Genomic DNA, 21,152 nt, shown 5'->3' on the forward strand with positions numbered 1-21,152 from the left:
TATGCCCTGGACCGAACCAAGCTTTTCGTCTAAGCAAATCGCGGGCGCTGCGTATCCTTAGAAAAGCCGCGCCCGGCTCAAGCGCTGCCTTCAACCTCCTCCTTGGCAGCCAGCCCGGCCCGCCATTCGATGAAGGACTTGATGACCAGGGTCAGCAAGGCGAGGATGGCGAGCAGAGAGGCCACGGCGAAGGCCGCCGCAAACTTGTACTCGCTGTAGATAATCTCGATGTGCAACGGCATGGTGTTGGTTTCGCCGCGGATATGCCCGGAGACGACCGATACTGCGCCGAACTCGCCCATGGCCCGCGCGTTGCACAGGATCACGCCGTAGAGCAGCCCCCATTTGACGTTGGGAATTGTGACATGCCAGAAAGTCTGCCAGCCCGAAGCACCCAGAACGGTCGACGCTTCCTCCTCGTCCTTTCCTTGCGCTTCCATGAGCGGGATCAGCTCACGGGCGACGAAGGGGAAGGTCACGAAGATGGTGGCCAGAACGATACCGGGCACGGCAAAAACAACTTTCATGTCGTGATCGATGAACCACGGCCCCAGCCAGCTGGTCCGCCCGAAGATCAGGACGTAGATCAAACCGGCGACGACCGGCGACACCGAGAACGGCAGGTCGATCAGCGTGATCAGAAAGGACTTGCCGGGAAAATCGAACTTGGCGATTGCCCAGGCCGCAGCCACACCGAAGACGAGATTGAGCGGCACCGCGATCAGTGCCGCGGTCAGCGTCAGCCTGACTGCACTCAGCGCATCCGGCTCGACGAGCGCGGCGACATAGGCATCCCAGCCTTTGCGCAGCCCCTCGTAGAAGACCACGATCAGCGGCAGGAGCAGGAAAAGCGTGAAGAAGGTCAGCGAGATGCCGATGATGGTCCATTTGACCCAGGCGCTTTCGCGCGTCGCCGGGTTGTTTTCGTAACGCTCGGCATGCGCCTGCGTCAGGTGGAGGGAAATTGCGCCAGCCATGTTATTTCGACTTTCCGGTACGTTTGGCCGTCCATGCCTGGAGGCTGTTGATGGCAATCAGGAGAACGAAGGAAACGACCAGCATGACCGTGGCGATTGCCGTGGCGCCGCGGTAGTCGTATTGCTCCAGCTTGGAGATGATCATCAGCGGCGTGATTTCCGAAACCATCGGGATATTGCCGGCAATGAAGATCACCGAACCGTATTCGCCAACAGCACGCGCGAAGGACAGCGCGAAGCCGGTCAGCAGCGCCGGGAACAGCGTCGGAAAAATCACCTGACGGATGGTCTGCCAGCGATTGGCGCCGAGGCTGCTCGCCGCCTCCTCGATCTCGACCTCGAGATCCTCGAGCACCGGCTGCACCGTGCGTACAACGAACGGCAGGCCGATGAAGACCAGGGCCAGCAATACGCCGAGCGGCGTGAAAGCGACCTTGATGCCGAGCGGCTCGACGATACTACCGATCCAGCCGTTGCCGGCCCACAGCGCGGTCAGCGCGATGCCGGCGACGGCGGTAGGCAATGCGAACGGCAGGTCAACCAGGGAATCGACGATCTTCTTGCCGGGAAAGGTGTAGCGCACCAGGCTCCAGGCGAGCAGCAGGCCGAACACGGCATTGATCGCGGCAGCCGCCAACGAAGCGCCGAAGGTCAGCTTGTAGGAAGCGACGACGCGCGGTGAGGTAACGACCACCCAGAACTGCTCGAGGCTCAGTTCGGCCGCCTTGATGAATACCGCCGACAGCGGAATCAGGACGATCAGCGACAGCCAGGTCAGCGTGTAGCCGAGGGAAAGATTGAAACCGGGCAAGGCATTGCGATTACTCATCGGTAAACCTCGCCGGGCGCGACAAATCCTGTTTGCATGTAATGCTCCGAAAACACTGTTGGTGAGGCAGGAGCTTAGAGAGCGGCCCGGCAATCAATAACCAATTTATTCGTCTTTGCTTATTCCGATTGCTGCAATAAGAAAGCCGGCGCCCGCGCCGATGGCAAAAATGGCCCCAGCCAGCGGTCGACCGCTAAAAAAGCCGGCAATTTGCCGCAAAGAAAAGCCCCGACTGGCCAGGAACGACCGCTCGGGGCTTGCGCCGGGCGCAGCAAGGCGCCCGGCTATCCAGCGTGTTTTCTTACTTGACGTAGATCTGGTCGAACACGCCACCATCGCCAAAATGAGTCTTCTGGGCATTGGTCCAGCCACCGAACTCCTTGTCGATGGAGAACAACTTGACGTTGGCAAACTGTTTGGCAAACTTGGCAGCAACCTTCTTGTCAGTCGGACGATAGTAGTTCTTGCCTGCAATTTCCTGACCTTCCGGCGAATACAGGTAGTTCAGGTACTCGGTGGCAACCTTGCGGGTGCCCTTCTTGTCGACGATCTTGTCGACCACGGCAACCGGCGGCTCAGCCAGGATGGAAACAGACGGCGTCACGATTTCGAACTTGTCCGGACCGAGTTCCTTGAGCGACAGGTAGGCTTCGTTTTCCCAGGCGATCAGTACGTCGCCGATACCGCGCTCGACGAAGGTGGTCGTCGAACCACGGGCGCCGGAGTCGAGGACCTTGACGTTGCCGTAGATCTTCTTGACGAATTCCTTGGCGGTCGCATCGCTGCCACCCTTCAGGTTCTTGGCGTAAGCCCAGGCAGCCAGGTAGTTCCAGCGGGCACCGCCGGAGGTCTTCGGATTCGGGGTAATGACTTCGACACCCGGCTTGGCCAGGTCAGCCCAGTCCTTGATGCCCTTCGGGTTGCCCTTGCGGACCAGCAGCACGATGGTGGAAGTGTACGGCGAGGCATTCAGCGGCAGCTTCTTTTGCCAATCCTTGGCGAGCAGGCCGGCTTCGGCGACTTCGTCGATATCGTAGGCGAGCGCCAGAGTCACGACGTCAGCATCCAGACCATCGATGACAGCACGCGCCTGCTTGCCGGAGCCGCCGTGCGAAGCCTTGATATTGACCGTTTCACCGGTCTTGGCTTTCCAGTGCTTGGCAAAGGCGGCGTTATATTCCTGATAGAGTTCGCGCGTCGGATCGTAGGAAACGTTGAGCAGATTGACGTCGGCGAAGGCATTGCTGCCGAAAGCCAGACCAAGGGCCAGAGCAATCAGGCCGCGGCGGGTAGTGTTGAAGCGCATTTGCGAAAGTCCCGTTGAGTTATGGAGACCTCAATTTACGAAAGGCGGGCCAACGCGGGAACGACGTTATTTTTATTTGGTTATGCATTGGCGGGCAAATCGCCATCGGCCGGCCCGCAGTGCCGCTCGGCCAGACCAGCCGAACAGGCTGGAATATCCGACAAATCGCTGATATCGACCCAAGCCGGCAGGCTTCCATCGATATAAAAAACAAGTCATTGGCATTTTTTCTCCGGCAAAGATAATGACATCGCATTGCCGCGCTGCAAGCCGGGCGCCGCGATCAGTCACCCAACCCCAGGAGATCCCCATGAGCACGCCATCCCTTGTTGAACATATCAGTTCGGCCAACCAGTCCACGCTCGACATCAGCCACGCGCTGTTGAAAAATGCGCTCGACAGCGTCGACCAGTTCAATGCGCTATCCCTTGCCTTCGCGCGCAACATCCTCGCCGAACAAGTTGATGCCGGCAAGAAACTGCTCGCTGCACGCACGCTGCCCGAGCTGTTTGCCTTGCCCGGCGCCTTGCTCCAGCCGCAGTTCGAGCATTTCATCGCCTTCGTGCGCGGCAGCCAGGAAATCGCCGGCGACGCCCGGAGCGAACTACTTCAGTTGCTGGAAAGCCGGCATGGCGAACTGAACCAGTCACTGACCTCGGCGCTCGAGCATTACGGCAAAACCAGCGGCAATTCCGAGATCGCGCTGGCCGCGGTGAAGTCGGCCATCTCGGCTGCCAATTCGGCATTTGAAAATACCAGCCGGGCAGTGCGCCAAGTCGCCAACCTGGCCGACAGCAACCTCAGCGCCGCCACCACGAGCGCGGTGCGTAGTACCGGCACCACCAGCCAGACCCGCAAGAAGGCGGCCTAAAGCCGAGCGGTGGCGGCGCGGCCGACCCGCCGCCACCTTCTATGCATATGCCGCAGCAATGGTAAGCAAGGAAGAAGCGAATCGTTCACCACACCGTCCCTGCCCCATAAAATCCCGCCCCAATACGCTGGCACCCCTGTCGGCAAGCCGCCCGGAATCCGACCAAAAAAGGGACACCATGCCACTCAGCGACCTCGTCAGAACACTCAACGCCCCCAGCGGGGTCTTTCCCCGGCATTACTCGCGCTCCGGCCTGGATCAGCCATTCGTCGCAGTCGATGGCCGGGTCTTCCTGCACTACGCCAACATTCGCATCGATTCGGTTTTTCTGCCCGTAATCGAGACAGCGAGTGGCAAACAGCATGGGCATGTCGCCTCATTTCAGGCCATCGGCCTGAAGAACCGGATCCCGCTGCTGCCGGAAGCGCTCTTTGCGCTGCCGACCGATGACGAAGAGTTCGTTTATCTCGATCGCCTGCTGCGCACACTGCACGCGCTGAACTACCTGACCCGGCCAACGCGCGGCAATCTGCTGCTCAAGGTGCATACCCGGCATGTGCTCAGCGTACCAGCCCATCATGGCCTCGCCTTCGAGGAAATCCTGCGCCCCTGCGGCCTGTTCCCCGAACAGGTCACGCTGGAAATCAACGCCGATGCAATCAGTGACACGGCACACCTGATCCGCGCCGTCACCAGCTACCGCTCGCGTGGCTATGGCATTGCGATCAGCAATCTCGGCCGCACCCGGCTCGACTACACCTTGCTGCGCGAACTACAGCCCGACATCGTCCGCCTCGATGCCAGCCTGCTCACCGAATCACCGCAAGTGCTACGCATCATCGAAAGCCTGCGCCAGCTTCCTTGCCGCGTATTAATCGAAGGCAAGGACATCGCTCAACTCAGCCTGCCTGACCTGGCTACGGAAATCGACCTGCTGCAGGCCAATGCGCCCACCCTCAAGCTTTTACAGCGGCAACCTGAAACCAGCGCAAAAAGCATTCGCGATGCCGCCTGAGTCGTTTTGGGCAGCGGCTCACCTGCCAACCGCTCAAGGCCAAGACAGGCAACCGGCCGAAGACTGTTACCCGCCAGTCACCCCGAACCTGTCAAAACCCCAATAGCAGCGCCAGACGATTACAACTACGCTGGTTGATTTCAGGCCAACAAAAAACCCGCCGAGCCTTGCGCTGAGCGGGTTTCTGTTTTCTCGAAAGTGGTGGGCGGTACTGGGATCGAACCAGTGACCCCTGCCGTGTGAAGGCAGTGCTCTACCGCTGAGCTAACCGCCCACTTGAGAGGCGCGCATTTAACCACAAGTCACGGGACGGGTCAAACGCGGGTCGGATAGAATACCGCCTTTGTTTCCGTATAGATTCCGTATCCCATGAAGCCTGTCCGCACCCGTTTTGCCCCCAGCCCCACCGGCTACCTGCACATTGGCGGCGCCCGCACCGCTCTCTTCTCCTGGGCCTTTGCCCGTCGCCACGGCGGCACTTTCGTGCTGCGCATCGAGGATACCGACGTCGCCCGCTCGACCCCGGAAGCCGTGCAGGCGATCATCGATGGCATGAACTGGCTGGGACTGGAACACGACGAAGGTCCGTTCTACCAGATGCAGCGCATGGAGCGTTACAAGGAAGTCATCCAGCAGATGCTGGCCAATGGCACCGCCTATTATTGCTATACGACGCGCGAAGAACTCGACGCGCTGCGTGCCGAGCAGGAAGCGAAGAAGGAAAAGCCGCGCTACGACGGGCGCTGGCGTCCGGAAGCCGGCAAGACCCTGCCGCAACCGCCGGCCGATGTGCCGCCGGTTATCCGCTTCAAGAACCCGAAGGACGGCGTCGTCGCCTGGGACGACCAGGTCAAGGGCCGCATCGAGATCGCCAATGGCGAGCTCGACGACCTGATCATCGCCCGCGCCGACGGCACGCCGACCTATAACTTCTGCGTCTGCGTCGACGACTGGGACATGGGCATCACCCACGTCATCCGCGGCGACGACCACGTCAATAACACGCCGCGCCAGATCAACATCCTCGCTGCGCTGGGCGCCGAAGTGCCGCAATACGCCCACCTTTCGATGATCCTCGGCGACGATGGCGCCAAGCTGTCGAAGCGTCATGGCGCGGTCTCGGTCATGCAGTACGACGAAGACGGCTTCCTGACCGAAGCCGTGATCAATTACCTGGCCCGCCTCGGCTGGTCGCACGGTGACGATGAAGTGTTCTCGCGCGAACAGTTCGTCGAGTGGTTCGACCTCGACCACATCACTGCCTCGGCCGCCCAGTTCAATACCGAAAAGCTGCTCTGGCTGAACCAGCACTACATGAAGCTGTTGCCGGCCGCCGAACTGGCTGCCAAGGTCCAGAGCCGCCTCGCTGCGCGTGGTGTTGATACGAGCGCCGGCCCCGATCTGGAAAAAGCCGTGGTTTTGTATGTCGACCGCTGCAATACGCTGAACGTGCTGGCCGATGCCGTCGAAGTGTTCTACAAGCCGGTCACGCCCAGCCCGGAACTGCTCGCCCAGCACCTGACCGACGAGATCAAGCCGGCCCTGGCCGATTTCGCAACCGGGATCGCCGGCGTGGCCTGGGAAATTCCGGCCATTTCGGCGCTGATCAAGGAAACAATCGCCAAGCACGGCCTCAAGATGCCGAAGCTGGCAATGCCCTTGCGTGCCCTGCTGGTGGGTCAGACGCAGACGCCTTCGGTCGATGCCGTGGTCGAACTGGTCGGTCGCGAACGCGCTTTGGCCAACCTGCAAAAATATCTCTGAAAAATCGCGAAAGGCCCTTTACAAGGGGAAAGTCGATCCCTATAATGCGGCCTTCTTTCGCGGCGGGGGTATAGCTCAGCTGGGAGAGCGCTTGCATGGCATGCAAGAGGTCCGCGGTTCGATCCCGCGTACCTCCACCAAAAGCGCGAAAGAAGATAGTCCGGGTCCCCATCGTCTAGAGGCCTAGGACACCGCCCTTTCACGGCGGTAACTGGGGTTCGAATCCCCATGGGGACGCCAAGAATTTGGCAGTAAAGAGTTAAGCAGCACTGGAGTGGTAGTTCAGTTGGTTAGAATACCGGCCTGTCACGCCGGGGGTCGCGGGTTCGAGTCCCGTCCACTCCGCCAACTTTCAGAAATCGGATTCATCCGGTTTTGTTTTACGGGTTGAGACCTTCGGGTTGAAGTCCGGGTCGCAAGACCGAATGGTTCGGCTGTCTCTCCGAATGGGGGTATAGCTCAGCTGGGAGAGCGCTTGCATGGCATGCAAGAGGTCCGCGGTTCGATCCCGCGTACCTCCACCAGATACCGAACCAGCCGCAGTAGATGTACCGTCCGGGTCCCCATCGTCTAGAGGCCTAGGACACCGCCCTTTCACGGCGGTAACTGGGGTTCGAATCCCCATGGGGACGCCAAGAATTTGGCAGTAAAGTTTTAGTAGTACTGGAGTGGTAGTTCAGTTGGTTAGAATACCGGCCTGTCACGCCGGGGGTCGCGGGTTCGAGTCCCGTCCACTCCGCCAACATCATGAGAAAAGCCGTTGAAACCCTGTTTCAACGGCTTTTTTTCGTTGGGCCGCCGGAAAAACCCCGCCGGCCCTCTCCCGCCTTACTTCTCGACGAAAGCGCGCTCGATCACGTAATCGCCGGCAACGCCGATGTGCGGCGAGATCTTGAAGCCGCGCGCATCGAGCATGGCCGCCGTATCGTTCAGCATGGCCGGGCTGCCACAGATCATGGCGCGATCGAATTCCGGGTCGAGCGGCGGCTGACCGATATCAGCAAACAGCTTGCCGCTTTCGATCAGATCCGTGAGTCGACCTTCATTGCGGAAGGATTCGCGCGTCACGGTCGGGTAATAGATCAGCTTGTCGCTCGCCCAGTCGCCGAAGAACTCGTGCTTGACCAACTCTTCGGTGATGTAGTCGTGATAGGCCAGTTCATTGGTCCAGCGCACGCCGTGGATGAGGATGATCTTGTCGAAATTCTCGTAGGTTTCCGGATCGTGGATCAGGCTCATGAACGGCGCCAGGCCGGTGCCGGTGGCGAACATGAACAGGCGCTTGCCCGGTTTGAGATCGCGCAGCACCAGCGTGCCGGTCGGCTTGCGACTGACGATCAGCGGATCGCCCGGCTGCAGATGTTGCAGGCGCGAGGTCAGCGGCCCGTTCGCCACCTTGATGCTGAAGAACTCGAGATGCTCTTCGTGATTGGCACTGGCGATGCTGTAGGCACGGGTCAGCGGCCGACCGTTAACTTCAAGGCCGATCATCACGAACTGGCCGTTGATGAAGCGCAAACCGGGATCGCGCGTGGTGCGAAAGGAAAACAGCGTGTCGTTCCAGTGATGAACGGAAAGTATCGTCTCGGTGGCGAGTGAGCTCATGGCGGATATTCCTGATGCAAGGTTAATGCAAGCCATCATAGACTTCCCCGCTTAGTTACTTAAGCGGATAATTTCGATATCTGTTATCGGTTAAACAACTATGCGTATCACGCTGCGCCAGCTCGAAATATTCACCGCCATTGCCGCCAGCGAAAACGTGTCGCGCGCCGCCGGGCAGCTCGCCATGTCGCAATCGGCGGCAAGCAGCGCCCTGGTCGAACTGGAGCGGCAATTCGACTGCCCGCTCTTCGACCGGATCGGCAAGTCGCTGCGCCTTAATGCGACCGGCCGCGGCCTGCTGCCACAAGCACGCGAAATCCTGGCGCGCGGCGCCGACATCGAGAGCTACCTGGCCGGCGGCACGCTCGGCCCGCTCGCCGTTGGCGCCACCCTGACCATAGGCAACTACCTGGCGACGCTGATCGTCGCCGAACATCTGCGCCGGCATCCCGCCTCGAAAGTTCAGCTGCGCGTTGCCAACACCAGCGCCATCATCGAACAGTTGCTGCATTTCGAACTCGACATCGGCCTGATCGAAGGCGAAGCCAGCCACCCCGATCTGCTGCTCGAAGCCTGGCTGGAGGACAGCCTGGTCGTCTTCTGCGCGCCGCAACATGCCCTGGCCAGTCACGGCATGGCGACGCCAGCCGAGCTTGCCGCGCAGCAATGGGTGGTGCGCGAGCACGGCTCCGGCACACGCGCCCTGTTCGACCGGGTGATCGGCAAGGCCCTGCCCGACCTGCGCATCCAGCTTGAACTGGAACACACCGAAGCGATCAAGCGCGCCGTCGAATCCGGTCTTGGCATTGGCTGCCTGTCACGCCTGTCGCTGCGCGAAGCCTTCCGGCGCGGCAGCCTGGTCGAGATCAAGACGCCCTTCGACCTGCGTCGCCATTTCTATTTCGCCCGGCATCGCCAACGCCACCTCAGCCCGGCGACGCAAAGCTTCATTGCACTGTGCCGCGAAACCAGCGGCACGGCGCACGACACCGATGCACTAACGCTGCCGTTTATCGGCTGAGCCAGCGGTCAACCGCCCACGGAGGCCGTTTTTCCCGAGAACATCCGGCGCGTCGCCAACAACAGCAAGGCAAGCAGACAGAAGACGGCCCCCACCAGGAAGGTCGTCGAAGCGCCACCGGTATCCCAGAGCAGGCCGGCCAGCACACTGGCGAGCAGCATGGCCAGACCACTCAGCAGATTGAAGAAACCGAAGGCCGTGCCGCGCATGTCGGCCGGTGCCGTCGCCGCGACCATGGTCGCGAGCAGGCCCTGCGTCATGCCCATGTGCACGCCCCAGAGCGCCACGCCGCACAGAACCACCAGCCAGTCGCTGCTCGCCGCCAGCACGAGATCAGCGCCAACCAGCACGAGCAGGCCATAGACCAGCAGGCGGACATGGCTCATGCGGTCCGACAGCTTGCCGAAGGGGTAGGCGGAAGCGGCGTAGATCACGTTCATTGCCACCATGACCAGCGGCACCAGGGCGAGCGGAATGCCGCCCTGTTCGGCGCGCAGCACAAGAAAGGCCTCGCTGAAGCGAGCCAGCGTGAACACCGCGCCAACCGCCACCACCCACCAGTAGGCCGGGCCAAGGCGACGCAGGTTTTCCCGGCGGATCGGGTTGTGGCGCTTTTCCCCGGCCGTTGCCACCGGCTCATGAATACCGAAGAAAAGCAGCGCCACGGCGAGCAGACCGGGAATCACCGCCACCCAGAACACCGCCCGGAAATCGTTGGCCCACAACAGCATCAGGGCCACGGCGAGCAGCGGCCCGAGAAAGGCGCCGACCGTATCGAGCGACTGGCGCAGACCAAAGGCTGCCCCACGCAGATGCGCCGGCGCGATGTCGGCGACCAGCGCATCGCGTGGCGCGCCGCGGATGCCCTTGCCGACGCGGTCAAGCAGGCGCGCGCCGAGCACGACCCCGGCCGTCGGTGCCAATGCGAACAGCGGCTTGGTCAGCGCTCCCAGCGCATAGCCGAACAGCGCCAGCCCCTTGCGCCGGCCGAGATAGTCGCTGAGCGCACCGGAGAACACCTTGACGATCAGCGCCGTCGACTCGGCCAGGCCTTCGATCAGGCCGACCATCAGCGCACTCGCGCCGAGCGTGGTGACCATGAACAGCGGCAACAGGCTGTGGATCATCTCCGACGAGACGTCCATCAGCAGACTGACGCCGCCAAGCACCCAGATACCGGCCGGCAGACGCCCCGCGTTCGAGACGGATGAATTCATCAAGACTCCAGATAAAAGGCCGGGCAAAAACGCCCGCCAGCAGCGGTCAACCGGTAAAAACCGGCCATTTTGCAGCCCGCCCGAATCCCCAAAAACGGCCGAACGGGAAGCGCCCCCGGACGAGCTCGGGTATAATCCTCGTTTCAGTCGACCCCGTTCGCGCCCGGAGCCTCATTCTATGCAACATCGCAACGTTCTGTCGCTTGTTCGCCGCATTTTAGGCACAAGTCTTTGTGCCGCCGCGCTTGCCGCCATGGCACCGGCACACGCGGAAACGGCAACAGAAAAGGCGAGCGAAAAGGCAAGCGATGCGGGCGGCAGTTTCCGGCTGATTTCCCTGCTCATGCCCTCGCTGTTGTCCGATACGCCGCCCGAACCGTCGCTGCGCATCGAAGACAACGCGCTGGCCACCTACGAGTTGCGCAGCGCCCCGCAACTGCCCGGCACCATTGATCTGACCGCCAATCCGGACAACCTCTGGGACCGCATCCGCAACGGTTTCTCGATGATCGATCTCAATGACGATCTGACCCTCTATTACCAGCAGTGGTACCAGAACCGCCCGGACGCATTGCGCCGCATGGTCGAGCGCAGCCGTCCCTACATGCACTACATCGTGCAGGAACTCGAGGCGCGCGGCATGCCGACCGAGCTGGCGCTGCTGCCCATGGTCGAGAGTTCGTTCAACCCGATGGCCTATTCGCGCTCGAACGCGTCCGGCCTGTGGCAGTTCATCCCGGCCACCGGCAAGCGCTTCAACCTGGAACAGAACTGGTGGCAGGACCAGCGCCGCGACATCGTCGCCTCGACCGGCGCCGCGCTCGACTACCTGCAGACCATCTACGAAATGCACGGCGACTGGCATCTCGCGCTGGCCTCGTACAACTGGGGCGAAGGCGCCGTCAAACGGGCGATCGAGAAAAACAACGCGCGCGGCCTGCCGACCGACTACGCCAACCTCAACATGCCGAACGAAACGCGGCATTACGTCCCCAAGCTGCAGGCGCTCAAGAACATTTTCGGCAACCCGGTATTGATGGTGCAGTTGCGCCTGCCGGAAATCCTCAACCGTCCCTACTTCGCGACCATCGACACCGGCCGCACCATGGACGTCAAGACGGCGGCCCGCCTCGCCAACATGCCGCTCGAGGAATTCATCGCCCTCAACCCGTCGCACAACCGCCCGGTGATCAAGGCCGACACGCCGCTGGTGATCCCGACCGACAAGCTGGAAACCTTCCGCAGCAATCTCGAACGCCACTCGGCACCGCTCACCGAATGGCAGGCCTACACACTCAAGCATGGCGAAAAGCTGAACCAGGTCGGCTCGCGCTTCGGCATCGCCACGCCGGAACTGCTGCGCATCAACGGCCTGCCCACCCGCGCCCGGCTCGGCGCCGGCACAACCCTGCTCGTCCCGGCCGGACGTGGCGCCGACGACATCGGCCGCCTCGCCGCAACACCATCGCTGCCGCAGATTTTCGAGCCGGAACCGGAGAGCCGTTCAAGCAGCAAGGGCGGAAAATCAGCCAAGGGCGGCAAGAACAAGGCCGAGGGCAAGCAGGCAAGCAAGGGTGGCAAGACCGACAGCCGCCAGGCTGCCGGCAAGCGCGACAGCAAGCAGGCGAGCAGCAAGCCCGCAGGCAAGACAGCCAAGGCTGGCGGCGACAGCAAATCCGCCAGCAAGAGCGCCAAGAGCGGCAGCGACAGCAAGTCGGCCAGCAAAGGCAGCGGCAAAGCTCCCAAGGTCGCCAAATCGGGCAACGGCAAGCGCGGCTGATTGACACGGGACGCTTCGGTCCGGCACTCGCTCTTGACCACCTGAACGCAGCCCCGGATTCCTCCGGGCAAAGAGTCCCGATTTATCCCGGAAAATGACAGTTGACCGTATGGCTCACTGATTGCGCACTGCTTTCCGGATAACGCTCGCGGCAGATGTCGGCAGCGCGCGGACAGCGCGGATGGAAATGGCAACCGGCCGGCGGATTGGCCGGCGACGGCGTTTCGCCGGGCAGGCGGATGATTTCCGGACGCGCTTCGAGGCGCGGCACCGGCACCGCCGACAGCAGGGCCTGCGTGTAGGGATGGCGCGGCGTGCGCAGCACCTCTTCAGCCCGCCCGCGCTCGACGATGCGCCCGAGATACATCACCGCGACGTCGTGCGCCAGATATTCGACCACGGCAAAATTGTGCGTGATGAACAGGTAGGCTACGCCCAACTCTTCCTGCAACTGCTTCAGCAGGTTGAGAATCTGCGCCTGCACCGAGACGTCGAGCGCCGAAGTCGGCTCGTCACAGACCAGCAGCTCCGGCTGTACGGCCAGGGCGCGGGCAATCGCGATGCGCTGGCGCTGGCCGCCGGAAAATTCGTGCGGATAACGCCCGGCCGCCTCGGCCGGCAAACCGACCTGAGCGAGCAAGGCGGCCACCGCTGCGTCACGCGCCGCCGCATCCGCCGCCAGGCCAAGCGCCGCCATGCCTTCGGCAATGATTTCACCGACCCGCAGACGCGGATTCAGCGAGGCGAAAGGATCCTGGAAGACCATCTGCAGATGCCGGCGTGCCGCGCGCAGACGCTGGCCGGCCAGGCCGACCAGTTCCGCCCCGCCGACGCGGACGCTGCCGGCGGTCGGTTTGATCAATTGCAGCAGCGCCTTGCCGACCGTCGTCTTGCCGCAGCCCGACTCGCCGACCAGAGCCAGCGTACGGCCCGGCGAAATGGCCAATGAAACGCCGTCGACCGCCCGGACGTGACCGACCGTACGCTGCAGGAAGCCGCGCCGGATCGGGAAATGCACCTGCAGACGGTCGACCTGCAAAAATGCGGCATTTTGCGCGTCGACCGCTGGCCGGCTAACAACAGTTTGCGTCGCCGCCCGTTCGCCCGACCAGTGACAGCGCACGGCATGCCCGGGCGTCGCTTCGCGCCAGGGCGGCGAGACTTCGCGACAGACCGGCATCGCCTCGGCGCAGCGCGCCGCAAAGCGGCAGCCGGCCGGCATCGCGGCCAGCGCCGGAACCTGGCCGGGAATCGTGGTCAGTTGCGTGCCGCGCCGCGCCACTTCGGGCAAGGCGGCGAACAGCGCCTGCGTGTAGGGGTGCTGCGGCCGGCTGAAGAAATCCTCGCGCGTCGCCACCTCGACCAACTCGCCGGCGTACATCACGCCGATGCGCTGCGCCATGCGCGCGACGACGCCGAGGTCGTGCGTGATCAGCAGCATGCCCATGCCGCGCTCGGCCTGGATTTTCGCCAGCAGATCGAGAATCTGCGCCTGCACGGTGACGTCGAGCGCCGTGGTCGGCTCGTCGGCGATCAGCAGTTCCGGCTCGCCGGCCAGCGCGATGGCGATCATCACACGCTGCTTCATGCCGCCCGAGAGCTGGAAGGGATATTCGCCGAGACGCCGCTCGGGATCGGCAATGCCGACCTGGCGCAGCAGTTCGAGCATGCGCGCCGTGGCGGGTGCGCCGCGCAGGTCAAGGTGGCGTTCGAGCACTTCGCCGATCTGGCGGCCGACGGTGAGCACCGGATTCAGGCTGGTCGCCGGTTCCTGGAAGATCATCGCCATCTTGCGTCCGCGCAGGCGGCGCATTTCGGCCTCGGGCAGCGCGAGCAATTCTTCGTCATCGAGCCGGATCGCGCCGCCAAGCAGGCGTCCGGCCGCCGGCAGCAGGCGCATGATGCCCTGCGCGGTGGCCGACTTGCCGCAGCCCGACTCGCCGAGCAGCGCAAAAGTCTCGCCGCGGGAAATGGCAAAGGAAATGCCGTCGACCGCTGGCAGCGTGGTCTTGCCGGCGGTGAAGCCGAGGCGGAGATTTTCTACCTGCAACAAACTCATGCCGCCCTCGGATCAAATGCGTCGCGCACGGCGTCGGCGAACAGGTTGGCGGCGAGCACAAGGATGAACATCGCCGTGAAGGCGGCCGCCAGCGACCACCAGACGACCGGCTCGCGGCCGAGTTCGAGGCGGGCGTTGTTGATCATCGTGCCGAAGCTGGTCATGCTCGGATCGACGCCGATGCCGACGTAGGACAGCACGGCCTCGGCCAGGACCAGGCCGGAGAAGTCCATGACCAGCGAGATGATCACGATATGCATCAGGTTGGGCAGGATGTGGCGGACGATGATGCGCCAGTTCGACACGCCGAAGGCCTGCGCCGCCTGGATGTATTCCAGCTCGCGCAGCTTCAGCGTCTCGCCGCGCAGCAACCGGCACAGGCCGGTCCAGCTGGTGATGCCGAGAATGAAGCAAAGCGCCAGCAGGCGCAGGTCGGCGCGCTCGGCGGCGGTCGAAAACCATTGCGGATGCGTGTCGATGACCACCTGCATCATCAGCACCGAAGCGGCGATCAGCAGCACGCCGGGAATCGAGTTGAGCACGGTATAGACGTACTGGATCAGGTCATCGATCCAGCCGCGGAAATAACCGGCGACGATGCCGAGCAGCACCGCCATCGGCAGCATGACCAGCGTCGTGACCAGGCCGATGATCAGGCCGGTGCGCACGCTCTTGAGGATTTGATAGAGCACGTCCTGACCGACCTTGTCGGTGCCGAAGACGTGGTACTGGCCGGCCAGCCAGAATAGCGGCAGCGCCGCGAGCAGGATCAGGCCGAACGTCGCCAGCACCGCATCCCAGGCCAGCGCCGTTTCGCCGCGCCAGATTTTGCGCCAGCCGGAGGCGTCGACCGCTGCGCCATCACCGACCCTGGCCGCGACGCCACCGGCCAGCACCAGCCAGAGCAGCAGCGCCAGCACGCCGGCGCGCAGGGCGGTGAAACCGGCATCGGCCGCCACGTCGTTTTCGTTCGCGCCGAGGTGTGCACCGCCAAACTTCAGGCGCGGATAATCGCGCACGCTGCCCTGCCCCGGCACATCGACGCTTTCCTTGGCGTAGAGCCGGGTTGCAAACGGCGCCGAGTAGGTCTTTTCATTGCGCGTGCGCAGCGGCGTCGCCAGCGCATCGAGCAGCGAGCGCACCTCGATGCCGTAGCGCACCGGCTCGCCGGGCTTGCCATCGAGTTGAACGCGGTAATGCAGGGAATCGAGCAGACCGATGCCGATGAAAACCAGCAGCACCGTCGCCGCCGCCATGCCGACCCGGTTGGCGCCAACCCGTCGCCAGGCGGCGAGCAGGGGCGGACTGCGCGCAATCAGCACGCCGAACCCGATCCCGGCTGCGACCAGCAGCCAGACCAGCACATCCGACCAGAGCACGACGACCTGGAAGCCCATCATTCGAAGCGTATCCGCGGGTCGACCAGGGTGTAGGAAATGTCGGTCAGGATCAGGCCGACGATGTAGAGCAGCGAACCGATGAAGACCATCGAGCGCACCACGGCAAAGTCCTGCGCATTGATCGCATCGATCGTGTAGCTGCCCAGGCCGGGAATGCCGAAGAAGGATTCGGTCAGCAGCGAGCCCATGAACAACAGCGGAATGACCACGACGACACCGGTCAGGATCGGGATCAGCGCATTGCGCAGGATGTGGCGGAAGAAGACCAGCGTTTCCGGCAGGCCCTTGGCGCGGGCGGTGCGCACGTAATCCTTGCTGACTTCCTCAAGAAAGATGGTGCGATACCAGCGCGTGGATGAGCCGATGCCGGACACGATGCCGATCAGCACCGGCAGCACGAGGAAACGCCAGGCATCCAGACCGTCGCCGAAACCCGAGATCGGCACCAGGCGCCAGACCTTGCTGATCAGGTACTGCCCGCCGATGATGTAGAACAACCCGGACACCGACATCGCCGCGACGCAGAGCACGACGCCCCAGAAATCGAAGGCAGTGGCACGAAAGAAGGCCAGTGTCAGCGCAAAGCTGACCGTGACGAACAGCCCGAGAATGAAGGTGGGCAGCGCAATAGCCAGCGACGGCAGCATGCGGTTGCCGATTTCGCGCGCAATGTCGCGGCCATCCTCGGCACGCCCGAAGTCGCCGACGAACATGCGCGCCGACTTCTCGAAAAAGATCGTTTCCGTAACGGTCGACCGCCCGGAAACGGCCGAATTGAACAGCAGCGGCTTGTCGTAACCACGCTCCGCCTTCCATTTCTGGATCGCCTCGGGCGTGACCCGCTTGACGCCCAGTTGCATGCGCGCCATGTCATCCGGCGTATTGACGACGAAAAACAGCGCGAAAGTGATGAGATTGACGCCGACCAGAATCGGGACGGCGTACAGCAGGCGGCGGAAGATGTAGGCAAGCACAGGCGGATTATGCCAAGACCCGGCGCGGGATGGACAGCGGTGCGGAAAAAACGACGAAATGCGCGGCGAATCGCACACCGGGCGCGATGGCAGATTTGTAAATGGCCTTACAAATTCCCGCTACCCGCGACTTGCAAGCTGTGAGATATTCCGCCTCGCCAAAGGCGGGGGAGAATTCCCAAGCCCGCAGGCAAGCCTGAAAAAAGAAACCCTGTTGTTCGCAAGTCATTGATAGACAAGGAAAAACAGGGCTTGTTTGGTGCTGGCGGAGAGGGTGGGATTCGAACCCACGGTACCTTGCAGTACGCCTGATTTCGAGTCAGGTACATTCGACCACTCTGCCACCTCTCCGCAGCGGCCGGCATAATAGCACAAAGAATTGATGCACTGGATTAAAACTCTTGCTGTCGTAACACTGATTTTTTGCCTGGGCGCCTGTGAGTGGCTCGGCGGCCCCTTGCCGTTTCCGACGCCGGCGCAGCACGACCTGATCGTCCTGACCCGTCCCGGCCCGCTGACTTATTCAAATGACGACAACGGCAATACCCTCGGCCTGGAGCACGACCTGATCGAGGCCTTTGCGCAGGACCTCGGTGTCGGTGTCGATTATGTCGTCGCCGGCCCGGATGAGTTCAATGCAGAACTGGGCCGTGGCCGCTATCACCTGGCAACCGCTTGGCTGTCGCCGGATGACAATCCGCAACTCCAGGCCACTCCGCCGATCTGGCTGAGTGCTGACGTGCTGGCACAAAACGATGCTTCGCTGCCGTTGACCGATAAGGCGCAACTCGCCGGCAAGACCGTGCACGCCATGGCCGGTTCGCGCCAGGCGGCGACGCTGCATCGTCTGACCGGAGAAATCACCGACCTCAAGGTGGTTGAAGTCAGCGAGGGCGACATCCTCGATCTGCTTGAGGCGCTTGGCAACGGCAAGGTGGACTACGTGGTGATGGATGCCAACCTGGAAGACCTCGCCACCCAGTTCGTGCCAACCCTGAACACCACGCTCGAACTGAGCGAGGAAAAGCCCATCGTCTGGCTGCTCGGCAGCCGCCCCAATGCCGAACTGGCAGCCCGCGCCAAGGCTTTCATCGAGCGCATCCAGCTCGACGGCACGCTGGCCCGCCTCGAAGACCGCTATTTCGGCCATGTCCGCCGCCTTGAGCAAGCCGACATCGTCAAGTTCATGGGCGAGATCGAAGCCACCCTGCCCCGCCTGCGCAAGCATTTCCAGGCTGCGGAAGCGGTCACCGGCATCGACTGGCGGCTGATTGCCTCGATCGCCTACCACGAGTCGCACTGGGACCCGAACGCGACCAGCTACACCAATGTGCGCGGCATCATGATGCTGACCGAGGAAACGGCTGACCGCATGGGCGTCAGCAACCGGCTCGACCCGCAGGAAAGCATCCTGGCCGGGGCGCGTTACCTGAACATCCTGCGGGAACAGGTTGGCGAAAACATCCAGGAACCGGACCGCACCTGGCTGGCGCTCGCTGCCTACAACATCGGCCCCGGCCACTTCAATGCGGCGCGCCGCCTGGCCAAGGTGCTCGGCAGCGAAGACAACAACTGGTTCGAGATGAAGCGCATCTTGCCCCTGCTTGCCCAGTCCAAGTACTACCAGCGCATCAAGTCGAGCCGGGCGCGCGGCGGCGAAGCGGTCATTCTGGTCGAGAACATCCGCAGCTATTACGACATCCTGCAGCGCAACGAGCGCCCCTACCTGTCGCTGGCCGACAAGATCGAAGGCATGGCCGGCCGACTGGGCAGCAGCCCCGGCCTGAAACTGAAGCACCCATGAAAAATCCCCGCCGCAGCGGGGATTTTTTCGTCAGGCAAACCGAGTGGCTCAGGCGAGCGCCTCGATCTTTTCCAGCCCGCCCAAGTAAGGCCGCAGCACTGCCGGCACCGTGACGCTGCCGTCGGCATTCTGGTTATTCTCGAGAATCGCCACCAGCGTACGACCAACTGCCAGACCGGAACCGTTCAGCGTGTGGCAGAGTTCGGTCTTGTTCTTGTCGTTGCGGAAGCGGGCCTGCATGCGGCGGGCCTGGAAGGCGCCGAAGTTGGAGCAGGACGAGATTTCGCGGTAGGTATTCTGGGCCGGCAGCCAGACTTCGAGGTCGTAGGTCTTGGCGGCGGAGAAACCCATGTCGCCGGTGCACAGCGCCATGCGGCGATACGGCAGTTCAAGCTTTTCGAGGATGGTTTCGGCATGACGGGTCAGCGCTTCGTGCGCCTCGGCCGATTGCTCCGGATGCACGATCTGGACCAACTCGACCTTGTCGAACTGGTGCTGGCGGATCATGCCGCGCACATCACGCCCGCCAGAACCGGCTTCGGAACGGAAGCACGGCGTGTGGCAGACGAACTTGAGCGGCAGGCTTTCGGCGGCGAGGATTTCATCGCGCACGATGTTGGTCACCGGCACTTCGGCGGTCGGGATCAGGTAAAGCGGATCCTGGTCGCCACGCAGCACCTTGAACAGGTCTTCCTCGAATTTCGGCAGTTGACCGGTGCCGTTCAGGCTGGCGGCATTGACCAGGTAAGGCGCGTACAGTTCGGTATAGCCATGCTGCTCGCCGTGCGTGTCGAGCATGAACTGGGCAAGCGCGCGATGCAGGCGGGCCAGGCCGCCCTTCAACAGCGAGAAGCGGGCGCCGGCGATCTTGGCGGCGGTGGTGAAATCGAGCTGGCCGAGCTGTTCACCGATATCGGTGTGATCCTTGACCGGAAAATCGAAAACGCGCGGCGTGCCCCAGCGCTTGATCTCGACATTGCCGGTTTCATCGGAACCAACCGGCACCGACTCGTCGGGAATATTGGGCAGCGTTGCCAGGATGCCGTTGAAGCGCTCGAGCAACTCGCCGAGACGCGCCTCGGAGGCCTTCAGTTCATCGCCAATCGCGCCAACCTGGGCCATCACGCCGGAAGCATCGCCGCCCTGGCCCTTGATCATGCCGATCTGCTTGGAGAGGCTGTTGCGCATGGCCTGCAGGTCCTGGGTGCGGGACTGCAGCGTCTTGCGTTCGGCTTCGAGCGTCTTGAATTCGGCAAAGTCGATCGGCTTGCCGCGCTTGGCGAGGCCTTCGGCCACGGCGTCGAGATTGGAGCGGAGTTGTTGGATGTCGAGCATGATTTGACCTGTAACGGGCGGAGCCGCAGCTCCGGAAAGCGGCCATTATACGCGAGGCACCAAACCGCCTGCGCTGCGGACAAATGCCCCGGCGCCGATTATCATTAGGACATAGTTATTTCCGCCAGATTGCTCCATGTCCCGCTTTGCCTACGTACTCCTGGTCAGCCTGCTGTTGCCGACCTTCTCTTGCGCCACCCCGGCCAAGGAACCCGCCAGAGCAGCCAAAACCGCGGCAGCCAAGGCAAAACCGGCACACGGCACGGGCAAAGCCAGGGCAGCAAAAAAAGCCGCCCCCGGCCACACCGCACGTCCGGCAGCGGCCACACCGAGCACCGTGACAGCGGCCGCCCCCAAACCACCTGCAAGCGTCCCTGCGCAGATACCGACAAGCGAAGACTGGTGCGCCGCCATCGGCAAGCGCCTGGGCAGCGTGCCACCGCCGCTCTGCAACAAACTCGGGCTGGAAGCGGCGGCAGTTGTTTCCGGAAATGGCCACGCGCTGATGTCGCGCGACATCGCTCCGCCCACCCGCAAGATCGCCCAGGCCGGCAAGCCCTCCGTCCGCGCCCGGCGGATCCTGCTGATCGGCGGCATTCACGGCGATGAACTGACCTCCGCCTCGATCGTCTTCCGCTGGCTGCAATGGCTCGACGAAGCCGACAGCGAGGCCCGCCAGTACCACTGGCGCGTCATCCCGGTCGCCAACCCGGACGGCCTGCTCGCCAACCCGCCGCAGCGCGTCAACAGCCACGGCGTGGACCTCAACCGCAATTTCCCGACGCCGGACTGGGAAAGCGATGCGCAGGCCTACTGGGCCAAGAAAACCGGCCGCGACCCGCGCCGCTTCCCCGGCCAGAAACCGATGTCGGAGCCGGAAACGCGCTGGCTGCACGATGAAATCGAGAAATTCCAGCCCGATGTCGTGGTCAGCGTGCATGCCCCCTACGGCATCCTCGACTACGACGGCCCGGCGCACCAGCCGCGCCGCTTCGGCCATCTCGACCTGAACCGCCTCGGTATCTACCCCGGCTCGCTCGGCAACTACGGCGGCGTGCACAAGAACATGCCGGTCATCACCATCGAATTGCCCAACGCGACCAGCATGCCACCGGCCAAGGAGCAGCGCGAAATCTGGGAAGACATGCTGACCTGGCTGCGCCGCAACATCGCCGGCAAGACGACCTCCTGACGC

16 protein-coding genes and 8 tRNA genes are annotated in these 21,152 nt (G+C 62.8%); 13 read left to right on the forward strand and 11 right to left on the reverse strand.

Annotated elements, in window-relative coordinates:
• Nucleotides 1-77: 77 nt before the first annotated feature.
• From cysW to KIG99_RS03900, 3 genes are all read right to left on the reverse strand, one after another.
• Nucleotides 78-977: a sulfate ABC transporter permease subunit CysW gene (gene cysW / locus KIG99_RS03890; RefSeq protein WP_226458949.1), complete on the reverse strand. Its 900-nt coding sequence runs from the start codon at nucleotides 975-977 to the stop codon at nucleotides 78-80.
• 1 nt (nucleotide 978) lies between these two features.
• On the reverse strand, nucleotides 979-1,806 hold the full coding sequence (cysT, locus tag KIG99_RS03895) for a sulfate ABC transporter permease subunit CysT (protein ID WP_226458950.1): 828 nt from the start codon (nucleotides 1,804-1,806) through the stop codon (nucleotides 979-981).
• A 301-nt stretch (nucleotides 1,807-2,107) separates the two neighbouring features.
• Entirely contained in the window at nucleotides 2,108-3,112 is a 1,005-nt protein-coding gene (locus KIG99_RS03900) for a sulfate ABC transporter substrate-binding protein (protein WP_226458951.1), read from the reverse strand.
• A 310-nt stretch (nucleotides 3,113-3,422) separates the two neighbouring features.
• Here KIG99_RS03900 and KIG99_RS03905 point away from each other — a divergent pair, with 310 nt between their 5' ends.
• Both KIG99_RS03905 and KIG99_RS03910 read left to right on the forward strand, forming a co-directional pair.
• Entirely contained in the window at nucleotides 3,423-3,983 is a 561-nt protein-coding gene (locus KIG99_RS03905) for a phasin family protein (protein WP_226458952.1), read from the forward strand.
• Between the two features lie 178 nt (nucleotides 3,984-4,161).
• Nucleotides 4,162-4,998: an EAL domain-containing protein gene (locus KIG99_RS03910; protein WP_226458953.1), complete on the forward strand. Its 837-nt coding sequence runs from the start codon at nucleotides 4,162-4,164 to the stop codon at nucleotides 4,996-4,998.
• A 199-nt stretch (nucleotides 4,999-5,197) separates the two neighbouring features.
• Here the strand turns inward: KIG99_RS03910 and KIG99_RS03915 are convergent.
• Nucleotides 5,198-5,272, reverse strand: a tRNA-Val gene (locus tag KIG99_RS03915).
• 95 nt (nucleotides 5,273-5,367) lie between these two features.
• Here KIG99_RS03915 and gltX point away from each other — a divergent pair.
• The 7 genes from gltX to KIG99_RS03950 all read left to right on the forward strand — a co-directional run bounded on the left by gltX (nucleotide 5,368) and on the right by KIG99_RS03950 (nucleotide 7,504).
• Nucleotides 5,368-6,762, forward strand: a complete 1,395-nt coding sequence (gene gltX, locus KIG99_RS03920; RefSeq protein ID WP_226458954.1) for a glutamate--tRNA ligase — start codon at nucleotides 5,368-5,370, stop codon at nucleotides 6,760-6,762.
• Nucleotides 6,763-6,826: 64 nt separating this feature from the next.
• Nucleotides 6,827-6,902 (forward strand) — tRNA-Ala (locus KIG99_RS03925).
• Between the two features lie 24 nt (nucleotides 6,903-6,926).
• A tRNA-Glu gene (locus KIG99_RS03930) sits at nucleotides 6,927-7,002 on the forward strand.
• Nucleotides 7,003-7,033: 31 nt separating this feature from the next.
• Nucleotides 7,034-7,110, forward strand: a tRNA-Asp gene (locus KIG99_RS03935).
• A gap of 100 nt (nucleotides 7,111-7,210) precedes the next feature.
• Nucleotides 7,211-7,286: transfer RNA gene (locus KIG99_RS03940), tRNA-Ala, on the forward strand.
• A gap of 35 nt (nucleotides 7,287-7,321) precedes the next feature.
• Nucleotides 7,322-7,397, forward strand: a tRNA-Glu gene (locus KIG99_RS03945).
• Nucleotides 7,398-7,427: 30 nt separating this feature from the next.
• Nucleotides 7,428-7,504: transfer RNA gene (locus KIG99_RS03950), tRNA-Asp, on the forward strand.
• Nucleotides 7,505-7,590: 86 nt separating this feature from the next.
• Here KIG99_RS03950 and KIG99_RS03955 read toward each other — a convergent pair.
• Entirely contained in the window at nucleotides 7,591-8,367 is a 777-nt protein-coding gene (locus KIG99_RS03955; RefSeq protein ID WP_226458955.1) for a ferredoxin--NADP reductase, read from the reverse strand.
• A 100-nt stretch (nucleotides 8,368-8,467) separates the two neighbouring features.
• Here KIG99_RS03955 and KIG99_RS03960 point away from each other — a divergent pair, with 100 nt between their 5' ends.
• A complete protein-coding gene (locus KIG99_RS03960) occupies nucleotides 8,468-9,388 on the forward strand; it encodes a LysR family transcriptional regulator (RefSeq protein WP_226458956.1) in 921 nt (306 codons plus the stop codon).
• Nucleotides 9,389-9,396: 8 nt separating this feature from the next.
• On the opposite strand, the gene KIG99_RS03965 is transcribed toward KIG99_RS03960, so the two are convergent.
• Entirely contained in the window at nucleotides 9,397-10,605 is a 1,209-nt protein-coding gene (locus KIG99_RS03965; RefSeq protein WP_226458957.1) for an MFS transporter, read from the reverse strand.
• A 253-nt stretch (nucleotides 10,606-10,858) separates the two neighbouring features.
• On the opposite strand from KIG99_RS03965, the gene KIG99_RS03970 reads away from it, so the two are divergent.
• Nucleotides 10,859-12,385 carry a transglycosylase SLT domain-containing protein gene (locus KIG99_RS03970; protein ID WP_226458958.1) on the forward strand — a complete coding sequence of 509 codons (1,527 nt, stop codon included), beginning with the start codon at nucleotides 10,859-10,861 and terminating at the stop codon, nucleotides 12,383-12,385.
• 82 nt (nucleotides 12,386-12,467) lie between these two features.
• Here the strand turns inward: KIG99_RS03970 and KIG99_RS03975 are convergent, their stop codons facing one another.
• The 4 genes from KIG99_RS03975 to KIG99_RS03990 all read right to left on the reverse strand — a co-directional run bounded on the left by KIG99_RS03975 (nucleotide 12,468) and on the right by KIG99_RS03990 (nucleotide 17,169).
• Complete coding sequence (locus KIG99_RS03975) at nucleotides 12,468-14,444, reverse strand: ABC transporter ATP-binding protein (RefSeq protein ID WP_226458959.1); 1,977 nt, start codon at nucleotides 14,442-14,444, stop codon at nucleotides 12,468-12,470.
• A complete protein-coding gene (locus KIG99_RS03980; protein WP_226461782.1) occupies nucleotides 14,441-15,841 on the reverse strand; it encodes an ABC transporter permease in 1,401 nt (466 codons plus the stop codon). The genes KIG99_RS03975 and KIG99_RS03980 overlap by 4 nt, the downstream gene beginning before the upstream one ends.
• Nucleotides 15,841-16,818: an ABC transporter permease gene (locus tag KIG99_RS03985; protein ID WP_226458960.1), complete on the reverse strand. Its 978-nt coding sequence runs from the start codon at nucleotides 16,816-16,818 to the stop codon at nucleotides 15,841-15,843. Before KIG99_RS03985 ends, KIG99_RS03980 begins: the two co-directional genes overlap by 1 nt.
• A gap of 263 nt (nucleotides 16,819-17,081) precedes the next feature.
• Nucleotides 17,082-17,169, reverse strand: a tRNA-Ser gene (locus KIG99_RS03990).
• Between the two features lie 106 nt (nucleotides 17,170-17,275).
• Here KIG99_RS03990 and mltF point away from each other — a divergent pair.
• Nucleotides 17,276-18,622 carry a membrane-bound lytic murein transglycosylase MltF gene (gene mltF / locus KIG99_RS03995; RefSeq protein WP_226458961.1) on the forward strand — a complete coding sequence of 449 codons (1,347 nt, stop codon included), beginning with the start codon at nucleotides 17,276-17,278 and terminating at the stop codon, nucleotides 18,620-18,622.
• Nucleotides 18,623-18,670: 48 nt separating this feature from the next.
• Here mltF and serS read toward each other — a convergent pair whose 3' ends face one another.
• Nucleotides 18,671-19,957 carry a serine--tRNA ligase gene (serS, locus tag KIG99_RS04000; protein WP_226458962.1) on the reverse strand — a complete coding sequence of 429 codons (1,287 nt, stop codon included), beginning with the start codon at nucleotides 19,955-19,957 and terminating at the stop codon, nucleotides 18,671-18,673.
• A 136-nt stretch (nucleotides 19,958-20,093) separates the two neighbouring features.
• Here serS and KIG99_RS04005 point away from each other — a divergent pair, with 136 nt between their 5' ends.
• Nucleotides 20,094-21,149 (forward strand): M14 family murein peptide amidase A, encoded by a 1,056-nt coding sequence (locus KIG99_RS04005; RefSeq protein ID WP_226458963.1) that lies wholly within the window; start codon nucleotides 20,094-20,096, stop codon nucleotides 21,147-21,149.
• Nucleotides 21,150-21,152: the final 3 nt, after the last annotated feature.

This window comes from Quatrionicoccus australiensis (assembly GCF_020510425.1).
In the GTDB taxonomy this organism is placed as follows: Bacteria; Pseudomonadota; Gammaproteobacteria; order Burkholderiales; family Rhodocyclaceae; genus Azonexus; species Azonexus australiensis_A.